The 12,500-nt window shown below is 67.5% G+C and carries 12 protein-coding genes; 5 read left to right on the forward strand and 7 right to left on the reverse strand.

Annotated features, from left to right (window positions below; genetic code table 11):
* Positions 1-43 precede the first annotated feature (43 nt).
* On the forward strand, positions 44-661 hold the full coding sequence (locus DMB80_RS11105; protein WP_111509909.1) for a TetR/AcrR family transcriptional regulator: 618 nt from the start codon (positions 44-46) through the stop codon (positions 659-661).
* Positions 662-663: 2 nt separating this feature from the next.
* On the opposite strand, the gene DMB80_RS11110 is transcribed toward DMB80_RS11105, so the two are convergent.
* A complete protein-coding gene (locus DMB80_RS11110) occupies positions 664-1,038 on the reverse strand; it encodes an ATPase (RefSeq protein WP_111509910.1) in 375 nt (124 codons plus the stop codon).
* Positions 1,039-1,087: 49 nt separating this feature from the next.
* Between DMB80_RS11110 and DMB80_RS11115 the strand changes: the two genes are divergently transcribed.
* The 3 genes from DMB80_RS11115 to DMB80_RS11125 are packed head-to-tail and all read left to right on the forward strand — an operon-like array spanning position 1,088 to position 3,931.
* A complete protein-coding gene (locus tag DMB80_RS11115) occupies positions 1,088-1,831 on the forward strand; it encodes a (Fe-S)-binding protein (protein WP_111509911.1) in 744 nt (247 codons plus the stop codon).
* A complete protein-coding gene (locus DMB80_RS11120; protein WP_111509912.1) occupies positions 1,831-3,318 on the forward strand; it encodes a LutB/LldF family L-lactate oxidation iron-sulfur protein in 1,488 nt (495 codons plus the stop codon). Before DMB80_RS11115 ends, DMB80_RS11120 begins: the two co-directional genes overlap by 1 nt.
* Positions 3,311-3,931 (forward strand): LutC/YkgG family protein, encoded by a 621-nt coding sequence (locus tag DMB80_RS11125; protein ID WP_111509913.1) that lies wholly within the window; start codon positions 3,311-3,313, stop codon positions 3,929-3,931. The genes DMB80_RS11120 and DMB80_RS11125 overlap by 8 nt, the downstream gene beginning before the upstream one ends.
* On the opposite strand, the gene pgl is transcribed toward DMB80_RS11125, so the two are convergent.
* From pgl to tkt, 5 genes are read right to left on the reverse strand one after another with little or no spacing between them, the layout of a single operon-like run.
* Positions 3,928-4,659, reverse strand: a complete 732-nt coding sequence (gene pgl / locus DMB80_RS11130) for a 6-phosphogluconolactonase (RefSeq protein WP_111509914.1) — start codon at positions 4,657-4,659, stop codon at positions 3,928-3,930. The genes DMB80_RS11125 and pgl overlap by 4 nt on opposite strands.
* Positions 4,656-5,567: a glucose-6-phosphate dehydrogenase assembly protein OpcA gene (gene opcA, locus DMB80_RS11135; RefSeq protein ID WP_111509966.1), complete on the reverse strand. Its 912-nt coding sequence runs from the start codon at positions 5,565-5,567 to the stop codon at positions 4,656-4,658. Before opcA ends, pgl begins: the two co-directional genes overlap by 4 nt.
* The gene (gene zwf / locus DMB80_RS11140) at positions 5,564-7,093 is read right to left on the reverse strand and encodes a glucose-6-phosphate dehydrogenase (RefSeq protein ID WP_111509915.1); all 1,530 of its coding nucleotides are present in this window, start codon (positions 7,091-7,093) and stop codon (positions 5,564-5,566) included. The genes opcA and zwf overlap by 4 nt, the downstream gene beginning before the upstream one ends.
* Positions 7,094-7,135: 42 nt before the next feature.
* Positions 7,136-8,251: a transaldolase gene (tal, locus tag DMB80_RS11145; protein WP_111509916.1), complete on the reverse strand. Its 1,116-nt coding sequence runs from the start codon at positions 8,249-8,251 to the stop codon at positions 7,136-7,138.
* A gap of 17 nt (positions 8,252-8,268) precedes the next feature.
* On the reverse strand, positions 8,269-10,362 hold the full coding sequence (gene tkt / locus DMB80_RS11150; protein ID WP_111509967.1) for a transketolase: 2,094 nt from the start codon (positions 10,360-10,362) through the stop codon (positions 8,269-8,271).
* 189 nt (positions 10,363-10,551) lie between these two features.
* On the opposite strand from tkt, the gene DMB80_RS11155 reads away from it, so the two are divergent.
* A complete protein-coding gene (locus tag DMB80_RS11155) occupies positions 10,552-11,496 on the forward strand; it encodes a heme o synthase (protein ID WP_111509917.1) in 945 nt (314 codons plus the stop codon).
* Here DMB80_RS11155 and DMB80_RS11160 read toward each other — a convergent pair.
* The gene (locus DMB80_RS11160) at positions 11,493-12,482 is read right to left on the reverse strand and encodes a quinone oxidoreductase family protein (protein ID WP_205538623.1); all 990 of its coding nucleotides are present in this window, start codon (positions 12,480-12,482) and stop codon (positions 11,493-11,495) included. The two genes, DMB80_RS11155 and DMB80_RS11160, sit on opposite strands and share 4 nt — an antisense overlap.
* Positions 12,483-12,500 lie beyond the last annotated feature (18 nt).

The raw sequence follows: 12,500 nt of genomic DNA on the forward strand, positions 1-12,500 counted from the left end.
TTATTTCACCTGGCGAAGATGCGGCCAGGGTAAACTCCACGGCATGGCTGCTCGTCCAGGCCCCGGGACCGCATCCGGTACGCGTCGCCGGATACTAGGAGCCACACTTCACTTGGCCGAGACCACCGGGTTGCGCAAGGTCTCGATGGATGAGGTCGCGCGTCTCGGTGGCATCGGGCGGGCCACGCTGTACATGCACTTCAAGGGCAAGGATTCCCTGATCCAGGCTCTGGTTTCGGCAGAGTTGCAGAGATTCTTTGCGGCAATCAGCAGGGCTGTGAGCGATATCGAGGACCCCGACGAACGCTTGATCGTCGGGTTCAGTGCGGCATACCGGTGGCTGCGAGACCACCAAGCGCTTCAAACGACACTCAAGGTCAACCCGGACGCATTGAAGCCGTACATCATCGCTGATCGCAGCGTTGCGCTCGACCGCGCACGCGAGTTGATCGAATCACTCGTCCGGAATGAGACCATACCGGCCGAGATGCAGGCGCCGTTCGCCGAACACATTGCTCGGCAGATCCATTCGCTCGTCCTGATACCGGGGGGCGTCGTCGACATCGACGGCCCGATGGGGCCGGAAAACTACGCACGTCGGTTTCTCGTCCCGGCTCTCGTCGCGCTCCGCGCCGAGAGCTATGCGGCACCGGCTGGCTGAGGTCACCCCAGCCCCGCGCCGCGCATCACTCGGCCCATCACCCCGCGCACGACCTGGTCGGTGATGGCCAGCGGGGCGACCAGTGACTCGCCGACCCCGACGATCCGCTCGACCCGCGTCACGATGCCCTCGAGTCGGTCGACCACCGCGATCAGGCGGGGCGCCAGTTCGTCGATGCTGCTGATTGTGTCGTTGAACCGGGCCAGGGTGGCATCCAGGTTGCCGGTGGACTTATCGAGGTCATCGAGCGTCTCGCTCAATCCCTCCAGGATGGTGTCTACCTGCTCGACGGTGACGTCGGCGTTGAGCGCGGCCTGCGCCAGCTTGCGGATGCGTTCGGATCCGGTGCGCACGGGTCTGCCGCTTCGATCTGCCATGTCGGCAAGTATGACCCGCCCGGTCGGATACGGTGGTCAAGATGTCCGTATGAGGATTCGGGTAGCGCTGTTCGCCGCTTGCTACAACGACCTGATGTGGCCCGAGACGCCGAAAGCCGTTGTCCGGCTTTTGCGCCGCCTGGGCTGCGAGGTCGACTTCCCGCGTGACCAGACGTGCTGCGGGCAGATGTTCACCAACACCGGGTACGCCGACGAGGCCGTTCCGGCGGTCCGCGCATTCACCGCCGCATTCGCCGGCTACGACGCCGTCGTCGCACCGTCGGGGTCCTGTGTCGGATCGGTGCGTCACCAGCATCGCGATATCGCCGCCCGGTCCGGGGACGACGACCTGTCGGCGCGCGTCGCGACCGTGGCACCGCGCGTCTACGAGCTCTCCGAATTCCTCGTAGACGTCCTCGGCGTCACCGATGTCGGCGCGTACTTCCCTCACCGCGTCACCTACCACCCCACCTGTCATTCACTGAGGATGCTCGGTGTGGGCGATCGGCCCCGCCGGCTGTTGGAGGCCGTGCGCGGGATCGACCTCGTGGACCTCGAACGGGCCGACCAGTGCTGCGGATTCGGCGGCACCTTCGCGATGAAGAACGCGGACACCTCGGTGGCGATGGGTTCTGACAAGGCCAGGGCAGTCCGCGACACCGGCGCCGAAGTGCTTGTCGCCGGCGATAATTCGTGCCTGGCGCACATCGGCGGACTTCTGTCGCGTCAGCGTGCCGGTGTGCGCGTCATGCACCTCGCGGAAATCCTGGCCAGCAGTGAGGAGGACTCCTGATGAGCGGACACCCGCACGTCGGTGTCACGGGGGTACACCTCGGACTTCCGTCCTTCCCGACCGCAGCCAAGTCGGCGTTGGAGAACTCGGTGTTGCGCCGCAACCTCACCCACGCCACCGGCACCATCCGCGCCAAGCGGGCCAACGTCGTCGGAGAGCTCGACAACTGGGAGGAGCTGCGGCTGGCGGCAGCCGCCATCAAGGACGCGGCGCTGCACCGGCTCGACGAGCACCTGGAGGCCTTCGAGGCCAACGCCACCGCGGCAGGAGCCACCGTGCACTGGGCGCGCGACGCTGCCGAGGCCAACCAGATCGTCATCGAGCTGGTGCGGGCGCAGGGCGCCTCCGAGGTCGTCAAGGTCAAGTCGATGGCCACCCAGGAGATCGAGCTGAACGAGGCGTTGGCCGAGGCTGGAATCGACGCGTGGGAGACCGATCTCGCTGAGCTGATCGTCCAGCTGGGCGACGACTGGCCGAGCCACATCCTGGTCCCGGCCATCCACCGCAACCGCGCCGAGGTGCGCGAGATCTTCCTGCGGGAGATGGGCCGGGTCGGCCGGCCCGCGCCCGACGATCTCACCGATGAACCGCGCCGCCTCGCCGAAGCGGCCCGGCTGCACCTGCGGGAGAAATTCCTCCGGGCGAAGGTCGCCGTCTCCGGCGCCAACTTCGCGATCGCCGACACCGGCAGCCTGGTCGTGGTGGAGTCGGAGGGCAACGGCAGGATGTGCCTGACCCTGCCCGAGACGCTGATCTCCGTGGTGGGCATCGAGAAGGTGCTGCCGTCGTGGCGCGATCTCGAGGTGATGCTGCAGGTCTTGCCGCGCAGCAGCACCGGGGAACGGGAGAACCCGTACACCTCGATCTGGACCGGGCCGGCGCAGGGCGACGGCCCGCGCGAGGTGCACATCGTGCTGCTGGACAACGGACGCACGGGGGTGCTCGCCGACGTGGACGGCCGTGACGCGCTGCGGTGCATCCGCTGCTCGGCATGCCTGAACGTGTGCCCGGTCTATGAACGCGCCGGCGGACACTCCTACGGTTCGGTCTATCCCGGGCCGATCGGTGCCGTGCTGACGCCACAACTGCGGGGCACCACGAGCGCGATCGACAAATCGCTGCCCTATGCGTCCAGTCTGTGCGGAGCGTGTTTCGACGTGTGCCCTGTCCGCATCGACATCCCGTCGATGCTGGTGCACATGCGGACCCGCGTGGTCGACGAACATCGCGGGGGAGTGCCGTCGGGCGAGCAGGTCGCGATGACGGCGGCGAGCTGGCTGCTCGGCGACCATCGCCGCCTGGAGGCCCTCGAAAAGGTGGCGGCCGCGGGCGGTAAGACATTGCGTAGCAAGCTGTTCGGCGGCAAGCAGCGGTTGCGCTCACTGCCGTGGCCTGCCAGCGCCTGGTCGGGGGCGCGCGACGCGCCGGTGCCGCCGACAGAGTCGTTCCGGGCGTGGTGGGACAGAACAGGAGGCGGCCATGAGTGAGGCGCGCGAGGCGATCTTGGCCCGTGTCCGTGCGGCGCTGTCCGACCGGCCGGCGCCGGCCGACATCCCGTGGCGCTACGGCGCCGACGTCGGCACCGGTGATCTCGACCTCGTCGAGCGGTTTGTCGAGCGTGTCGCCGATTACCGTGCCCGCGTCGACCGCGTCGCCGAAGCCGATGCGGCACAAGCGATCAGCGCCGCGCTGGCCGATGCGCGCACCGTGATCGCAGATCCCGCCGTCCAGGCCCGGTGGCCCGGCGCTGCGCCGTGGGTGTCCGACACGGGGCTGAATGCAGACGCACTCGATGCCGTCGACGCGGTGGTCACCACCGCGACGGTGGCGATCGCGAACACCGGCACACTGGTCCTGGACCACGGCCCAGGCCAGGGCAGGCGGGCGCTGAGCCTGGTGCCCGACGTGCACGTGTGCGTGGTGCACGTCTCACAGATCGTCGACGACGTGCCCAATGCCCTTGCGCGGCTAGTCGATTCGGGTTCCCACACTCGACCGTTGACGTGGATCAGCGGACCGAGCGCCACCAGCGACATCGAGCTGGACCGAGTCGAGGGCGTGCACGGCCCGCGGACGCTACACGTGATCGTCCTGGGCTAGAGCATGCTCGCCGCGTCCTCGTCGAGCAGCCACACTGTGGCCTCGCGACCCACAGCGCCGGCCGCGGGCAGATCGACCGGGGCCGCCCCGCCGAGCGCAGCGGCGACCGCGTCGGCCTTGCCGTCGCCGGACACCACCAGCCACACCTCACGCGATCGCTGGATCGCCGGGAGGGTCAACGTGATCCGGCGCGGCGGGGGCTTGGGTGAATCGGTCACCCCGACCACCATGCGCTCGGTCTCCCGCACGGCGTCGGTGTCCGGGAACAGGGAATTGACGTGGCCTTCAGGGCCCATGCCCAGCAGGTGCACGTCGAATTCGCGCTCGGGATCGACGAAAGTCTCGTTCAGCACTCGCTCATAGCCCGCCGCCGCCGCGTCGAGGTCGTCGCCGAACTCGCCGTCGCTGGCCGCCATCGCGTGCACGTTGACCGCGGGTATGTCGATGTCATCCAGCAGCGCCTCGCGGGCCTGCTTGTCGTTGCGCTCGTCGTCGTCGTGGGTGACGAACCGCTCGTCGCCCCAGTAGACGTGCACCTTCGACCAGTCGATCTCGCGGCTGCGCTCCTTGACTCGCTCGAGCATCCCGATGCCGGTGCCGCCGCCGGTCAGGACCACGCTGGCCTGACCCCGAGCCGAGATCGCCGCGGTGATCGCGTCCACCAGCCGGTCCCCGGCGGCAGTCACCAGAGCGTCTTTGTCTGCGAAGCGCTCGACGATCGCGTTCACACGTACTGCACTTTCTCGATGCCCTGGAGGGCCTCGTGATAGATCTCATCGGCATCGAGGCGCCGCATGTCTTCGGCGAGGCACTCGCGTGTCTCCCTGCGCGCCAACGGAACCAGAGCCTCGGGGGCGGAGGTGCGGGTGAGTCTCGCGGTGACGCCCTCCTGGGGGCGGCTCAACGTGATCGTCTCGCTGTCGCGGACCAGCTCCACTTTCAGCTCGCCCACGGCGCGGCGGACCGGGCCGTCGATGCGGTAGGCCAACCATCCGGCCAGCACGTCGAGCGCCGGCTCGGTGGCCAGCCCCGACACCAGCGCCGAGGTGATCGGCTCGTGTGGGGGCAGATCGACAGCCGCCGTCAACAGTGCCCGCCAGTAGGTGATCCGGCTCCATGCCAGGTCGGTGTCGCCCGGGGTGTAGCCCTTGAGGCGGCCTTTGATAGAGCCCAGCGGGTCGGTGCCGTTGGTGGCATCGGTGATACGCCGGAGCGCGATCTTGCCCAGTGGATCCTCGGCGGGCACATCGGGGGCCACATCGGGCCACCACGTCACGACCGGCGTATCGGGCAGCAGAAAAGGCATCACGACGCTGCTGGCGTGGTTGGCCAGCGGCCCGGAGAGCCGTAGGCACACGACCTCGTTCGCGCCTGCGTCCCGCCCCACGCGTAGCTGCGCGTCGAGCCTGGCCTTGTCCGCGAGGCGGTCACCCGGTGCGACGACGACGACGCGGCAGGGATGCTCGCGGCTCGCTGCGTTGGCCGCCTCGATCGAGTCCTCGAGCAGTGCCTCGGTGGTGGGCGCGATGACGAGGGTGAGCACCCGGCCCAGCGTTATAGCGCCGCCTTCTTCGCGCAGCGCGATGATCTTCTTGTTGATGACGTCGGTGGTGGTGTCCGGAAGGTCGAGAATCATGGCCGCCTCCATTCCCGGCCGGAGCGCCGCAACATCTCGAAGGCCGAATCAGGGCCCCACCCGCCCGATTCGTAGGGGTCCGGCTTCCCGTGCGAGGCCCAGTACTCCAACGCGGGATCGAGGATGCGCCAAGCCAATTCGACCTCCTGGTTGACCGGGAACAGCGACGGCTCGCCGAGCAGGACGTCGAGGATCAGCCGTTCGTAGGCCTCCGGCGATTCCTCGGCGAACGCCGACCCGTAGGAGAAGTCCATGCTGACGTCGCGGACTTCCATCATGTTGCCCGGCACTTTGGACCCGAAGCGCAGCGTGATGCCCTCGTCCGGCTGGACCCGGATCACCAGGGCGTTCTGCCCCAGCTCCTCGGTCATGGTGGCGTCGAACGGCAGGTGCGGGGCCCGCTTGAAGATCAGCGCGATCTCGGTGACCCTGCGGCCCAACCGCTTTCCGGTCCGCAGGTAGAACGGGACACCGGCCCACCGGCGGGTGTCGACGTCGACGGTGATCGCGGCGAACGTCTCGGTGGTGGAGGTCTTCGAGAACCCCTCCTCCTCCAGCAATCCGACCACCCGCTCGCCGCCCTGCCAGCCCGCGGTGTACTGACCCCGCGAGGTGGTCTCGTCGAGGGGCTCGGCCAGCTTGCTCGCCGAGAGCACCTTGATCTTTTCCGCCTGCAGCTCGTCGGGGGAGAAGCTGACGGGTTCCTCCATGGCCGTCAGCGCCAGTAGCTGCAGCAGATGGTTCTGGATCACGTCACGCGCAGCCCCGACGCCGTCGTAGTAACCGCCGCGCCCGCCCAGACCGATGTCCTCGGCCATCGTGATCTGCACGCTGTCCACGTAATGGGAGTTCCACACCGGTTCGAACAGCTCGTTGGCGAACCGCAGCGCCAGGATGTTCTGCACCGTCTCCTTGCCGAGGTAGTGGTCGATGCGGAACACCGACGACTCCGGGAAGACGTTGTTGACGATCGAGTTGAGCTCCTCGGCGCTCTTGAGGTCGTGCCCGAATGGTTTCTCGATGACGACGCGGCTCCAGCTGCCCTCCGGCTTCTTGGCCAGGCCGGTGCGGGAGAGCTGTTCGAGCACCTGAGGAAACGCCTTCGGCGGAATCGACAGGTAGAAAGCGTGATTGCCACCGGTTCCGCGCTCGGCGTCGAGCTTGCCCAGGGTCTCGGCGAGGCTCTCGAAGGCTTTCTCGTCGTCGAAGGTGCCCTGTACGAAGCGAACTCCCTCGGCCAGGCGATCCCAGACCTCCTGGCGGAACGGCGTGCGGGCGTGCTGCTTGACCGCGTCGAGGACGACCTGACTGAAGTCCTGGTCGGCCCAGTCCCGCCGCGCGAAGCCGACCAGGGCGAACGACGGTGGCAGCAGCCCCCGGTTGGCCAGGTCGTAGATCGCGGGCATCAGCTTCTTGCGGGCGAGGTCCCCGGTGACACCGAAGATCACCACACAGCACGGGCCCGCGATGCGGGGCATGCGCTTGTCGCGCTTGTCCCGCAGCGGGTTCTGCCAGGCTTCGCTCATCGTCGTCTCTTGCTCTTCGCGCAAGCGCTCATCGCAGCCGGGTCACTTCTTCTCGTCGAGCTGGCCCTGCGTGGCTTCGAGCAATTCCTGCCACGACTTCTCGAACTTCTCGACGCCTTCCTCCTCGAGCGCGATGAACACGTCGGTCAGGTCGATGCCGACAGCGGAGAGTTGATCGAAGATCTCCTGCGATTCCGCGCCCTTGCCGGTGACCGTGTCACCGGTGACCACGCCGTGGTCGGCGACCGCGTCCATCGTCTTCTCCGGCATCGTGTTCACGGTGTTCGGGGCGACGAGCTCGGTGACGTAGAGCGTGTCGGAGTAGTCGGGGTTCTTCACGCCCGTCGACGCCCACAGCGGCCGCTGCACCCGCGCGCCGTCGTTCTTCAGCTTCTCGAAGCGCTCACCGCCGAGGAACACCTCTTCATAGGCGGCGTACGCCAGTCGTGCGTTGGCGACACCGGCCTTGCCGCGCAGCGCCAACGCCTCATCGGTGCCGATGTCCTCGAGTCGCTTGTCGATCTCGGTGTCCACGCGAGAGACGAAGAACGATGCGACCGAATGGATTCGGGACAGGTCGTGGCCGGCTTCCTTGGCCTTCTCGAGACCCTTGAGGTAGGCGTCCATCACCAGGCGGTAGCGCTCGACGGAGAAGATCAGCGTCACGTTCACCGAGATACCTTCGGCGAGAACCGAAGCGATCGCCGGGACACCGGCCTCGGTGGCGGGGATCTTGATCAGCAGGTTGGGCCGGTCGACGATCTTCCACAGCTCGATCGCCTGCAGGATCGTCTTGTCGGTGTCGTGGGCCAGCCGCGGGTCCACCTCGATCGACACCCGGCCGTCGACGCCATCGGACTGCTCGTAGATCTTCGCGAAGACATCGCAGGCGTTTCGGACGTCGTCGGTGGTGACGGTCCGGATGGTGGCGTCGACGTCGGCGCCGCGCTCGGCGAGCTCTTTGATCTGGTCGTCGTAGGCGTCACCCTTGGACAGCGCCGCCTGGAAGATCGACGGGTTGGTGGTCACGCCCACCACCGACTTCGTGTCGATCAGCGACTGCAGATTGCCGGTCTGCAGCCGTTCGCGGGACAGGTCGTCGAGCCATACGGAAACACCCGCGGCCGAGAGGGCCGCCAGGTTCTGGTTCTGGGTCATGTCAATTCCTTCGCTGACTAGTTCGCGATACTGCGTTCCGCGGCGGCCACCACTGCCTCTGGAGTGAACCCGAATTCGCGGAACAACGTCTTGTCGTCGGCCGACTCGCCGAAGTGCTCGATCGAGATGATCTCGCCGGTGTCGCCGACGATCTTGTACCAACTCTGCGCGACCGCGGCCTCGATGGCGACGCGCGCCGACACCTGAGGCGGCAACACGCTGTCGCGGTACTCCTTGGGCTGGGACTCGAACCACTCCAGGCACGGCATCGACACGACGTAGGCATTGATGTTCTTGTCGCGCAACGCCTTCTGCGCCTCGACGGCGATCTGCAGTTCGGAGCCCGTCGCGATCAGCATGACGTCGGCGTCGTCGGCGGGGGAGCCACCACCGAGCACGTACCCGCCCTTGGCGACGCCCTCGGAGTCGGTGCCCTCCAGCACGGGGATGCCCTGGCGGCTCAGGATGAAACCGACCGGGCCGCTGCCGTTACCGCGCGCGAGGATGCTCTTCCACGCGTATGCCGTCTCGTTCGGATCACCCGGCCGCACCACCGACAGATTCGGAATGGCCCGCAACGCAGCCAGATGTTCGATCGGCTGGTGGGTGGGTCCGTCCTCGCCCAGTCCGATCGAATCGTGGGTCCAGATGTAGATGGTGTCGATGTCCATCAGCGAGGCCAACCGCACTGCCGGACGCATGTAATCCGAGAACTGCAGGAACGTCCCGCCGAATGCCCGGGTCGGGCCGTGCAGCACGATGCCCGACAGGATCGAGCCCATCGCGTGCTCCCGGATGCCGAAGTGCAGCACCCGGCCGTACCAGTCGGCCTCGAAATCCGACGTCGAGATCGACGGCGGACCGAACGACTTCACGCCCTTGATCGTCGTGTTGTTGCTGCCCGCCAGATCGGCCGAGCCACCCCACAGTTCCGGGAGCTTCGGTGCGACGTCGTTGAGTACCTGGCCGAACGCGGCGCGGGTCGCGACCGCCTTCGAGCCGGGCTCCCAGTACGTGATGTCCGAATCCCAGCCCTCGGGGAGTTCCTCGGCGGTCAGGCGGTCCAGCAGCTTCTTGCGCTCGGGCTCACGCTCCGCCCACGCGTCGAAGCCCGGCTGCCACTTCTCGTGCGCCTCACGGCCCCGCTCGACCAGCTTGCGGGTGTGCTCGAACACCTCGTCGCTGACCTCGAACGTCTTGTCCGGATCGAAACCCAGGACCTTCTTGGTGGCGGCGACCTCGTCGTCCCCGAGCGCCGAGCCATGCACGCCGCCGGTGTTCATCTTGTTCGGCGCCGGATATCCGATGATCGTGCGCAGCGCGATGAACGACGGCTTGTCGGTCACCTTCTTGGCCTCGGCGATGGCCTGCTCGATACCGACGACATTCTCGCCGCCCTCGACCTCCTGCACGTGCCACCCGTAGGCGCGGTAGCGCGCGGCGACATCCTCGCTCAGCGCGATGTTGGTGTCGTGCTCGATGGAGATCTGGTTCTTGTCGTAGAACACGATCAGATTGCCCAGCTGCTGGGTGCCCGCCAACGAGGACGCCTCGCTGGTCACGCCTTCTTCGATGTCGCCGTCGGAGGCGATCACGTAGATGAAGTGGTCGAAGGGGCTCTCACCGGCCGGTGCGTCGGGATCGAACAGGCCGCGCTCGTAGCGCGACGCCATCGCCATGCCGACAGCGGAGGCAAGGCCCTGCCCCAGCGGGCCGGTGGTGATCTCCACGCCCTTGGTGTGCCGGAACTCGGGGTGACCGGGTGTCTTGGACTTGAACGTCCGCAGCGCTTCGATGTCGGACAGTTCGAGTCCGAACCCGCCGAGATAGAGCTGGATGTAGAGCGTGAGGCTGGAGTGCCCGCAGGACAGCACGAACCGGTCGCGGCCCAACCAGTGCACGTCGCTGGGGTCGTGGCGCATCTGGCGCTGGAACAGCGTGTAGGCCAGCGGCGCCAGACTCATCGCCGTCCCGGGGTGACCGTTGCCCACCTTCTGGACGGCATCGGCAGCCAGCACGCGGACGGTGTCCACCGCGCGGGAGTCGAGCTCGGTCCAGTCGTCGGGATGGTTCGGTCGGGTCAGCGAAGAGATCTCTTCGAGCGTGGTCACGAGGCGCACTCCTTGGACTTGGTGGGGCGTGTCGATCCGCACCAACCACCCTAGTGCTCACCGACGCGAAGACGCAGGGGTGATACCCGCCGTACCGGTTACCACCCGTAACCAGACGGCGAATTTCGGGGACGGCGCCCCGCGGTCTACCATCGCCTGTAGTAGACGTGGCACGAAGGAGTTGGTTGGGTGAGGATCCGCGAAGGCGACCTCGTCGGCGATTCGGCCGACGCCGCGCCGCACGGGTTCCGCACCAGACTGCTCGGCTATCTGGGCCTGACCAAGCCGCGCGTCATCGAACTGCTGCTCGTCACCACGATCCCGGCGATGCTGCTGGCGCATCGCGGCAGCGTCGACCCGCTGCTGATCCTCAACACGATGTTCGGCGGCCTACTGGCCGCCGCCGGCGCCAACACGCTGAACTGTGTCGCCGACGCCGACATCGACAAGGTGATGAAGCGCACCGAGCGGCGCGCGCTGGCCCGCGCGACCGTGCCCCGCAGTCACGCGCTGGTGTTCGGGCTGGCGCTGTCGGTCGGATCGTTCTTCTGGCTGTGGTGGACCACCAACATGCTGTCCGCGCACCTGGCGGGCGCGACGATCGCGTTCTACGTGCTGGTGTACACGCTGCTGCTCAAGCGGCGGACCTCGCAGAACGTCGTGTGGGGCGGGGCCGCAGGCTGCATGCCTGTGATGATCGGCTGGTCCGCGGTGACCGGCACGATCAGCTGGCCGGCGATCGTGATGTTCCTCATCATCTTCTTCTGGACGCCGCCGCACACCTGGGCGCTGGCGATGCGCTACAAGGAGGACTACAAGGCGGCCGGCGTGCCGATGCTGCCCGTGGTCGCCACCGAGGTACAGGTCACCAAGCAGATTCTCGTCTACACCTGGCTGACCGTGATCGCCACGCTCGCCCTGGCGCTCGCAACCGGATGGCTGTACGCATCGGTCGCCATCCTCGCCGGCACCTGGTTCCTGGTCATGGCCCATCAGCTCTACGCCGGCGTGCGACGCGGTGAGCCGGTCAAGCCGCTGCGACTGTTCCTGCAGTCGAACAACTACCTCGCGGTGGTGTTCTGCGCGCTGGCCGTCGATTCGGCGCTGGACCTGCCGACGCTGCTGACCCGCTAACCGGGCAGCAGCACGACCGAGCCCACGGTCTTGCGGCCCTGCAGGTCGCGGTGAGCCTGCTCGGCGTCCTGTAGTGCATAGCGATTGCTCACGGTCACGCTCAGGGTGCCGTCGGCGATGGCGGTCAGCAGTTCGCCCGCGCGCCACGAGAACTCATCGGCCGTGCGGGTGTGGTGCGCGAGGTTGGGCCGCGTCAGGAAGACCGAGCCCGCGGCGTTGAGGCGCTGCGGATCGAACGGTGGCACCGGCCCGCTCGCCGCGCCGAACAGTGCCAGGGTGCCGCGCACCGCGAGGCTGGCCAGGCTGGCCTCGAACGTCGAGGCGCCCACCCCGTCGTACACCGCCTCCACGCCGCTCCCGTCGGTGAGCTCGCGGATGCGCGCGCCGAAGGCGGCGGCGCCCCCGTCCTCCTGACTGGGGTAGTCCAGCACCTCGACCGCGCCGGCCTGCCGGGACAGCTCCGCCTTGTCCGGTGTGGACACGGTGGTGATCACCGACGTCGCCATGCTGGTGGCCCACTGCGTCAGGATCAGCCCGACGCCGCCCGCGCCGGCATGCACCAGCACGGTGTCGCCCTGCTGGATCGGGTAGGTGGATTTGATCAGGTAGTGCGCCGTCATGCCCTTCAGCAGCGCGGAAGCGGCCACGTCAGGTGCGACGCCCTCGGGCACGTAGGCGACGAAGTCGGCGGGGGCCAGACAGTACTCGGCGTAGGCGCCGAGGGCCTGCGCAGTCACCACCCGGTCGCCGACGTTGAGCGCGGCGACGTCGTCGCCGACGGCCTCGATCGTGCCGCACACCTCGGTGCCCACGACGAACGGCAGCTCCCGCGGATACAGCCCGGAGCGGAAGTACGTGTCGATGAAGTTCACGCCGATCGCCTCGGCCTTGATCAGCACCTGATCGGGTCCCGGTGCAGGCTGGGGCTTCTCCACGTAGGACAGAACTTCCGGCCCGCCGGTCTCGGCGACTTCGATCGCGTACATAGGTGACATCATGCCCGT

The organism is Mycobacterium kyogaense (assembly GCF_003254575.1).
Taxonomy (GTDB): domain Bacteria; phylum Actinomycetota; class Actinomycetes; order Mycobacteriales; family Mycobacteriaceae; genus Mycobacterium; species Mycobacterium kyogaense.

Coding starts and splice junctions, on each gene's coding strand:
- DMB80_RS11120 (WP_111509912.1), top strand. CDS start 1,831: ATGAGCGGACACCCGCACGTCGGTGTCACGGGGGTACACCTCGGACTT.
- DMB80_RS11160 (WP_205538623.1), bottom strand. CDS start 12,482: ATGTACGCGATCGAAGTCGCCGAGACCGGCGGGCCGGAAGTTCTGTCC.
- opcA (WP_111509966.1), bottom strand. CDS start 5,567: ATGATTCTCGACCTTCCGGACACCACCACCGACGTCATCAACAAGAAG.
- DMB80_RS11105 (WP_111509909.1), top strand. CDS start 44: ATGGCTGCTCGTCCAGGCCCCGGGACCGCATCCGGTACGCGTCGCCGG.
- DMB80_RS11115 (WP_111509911.1), top strand. CDS start 1,088: ATGAGGATTCGGGTAGCGCTGTTCGCCGCTTGCTACAACGACCTGATG.
- DMB80_RS11125 (WP_111509913.1), top strand. CDS start 3,311: ATGAGTGAGGCGCGCGAGGCGATCTTGGCCCGTGTCCGTGCGGCGCTG.
- zwf (WP_111509915.1), bottom strand. CDS start 7,093: ATGAGCGAAGCCTGGCAGAACCCGCTGCGGGACAAGCGCGACAAGCGC.
- tal (WP_111509916.1), bottom strand. CDS start 8,251: ATGACCCAGAACCAGAACCTGGCGGCCCTCTCGGCCGCGGGTGTTTCC.
- DMB80_RS11110 (WP_111509910.1), bottom strand. CDS start 1,038: ATGGCAGATCGAAGCGGCAGACCCGTGCGCACCGGATCCGAACGCATC.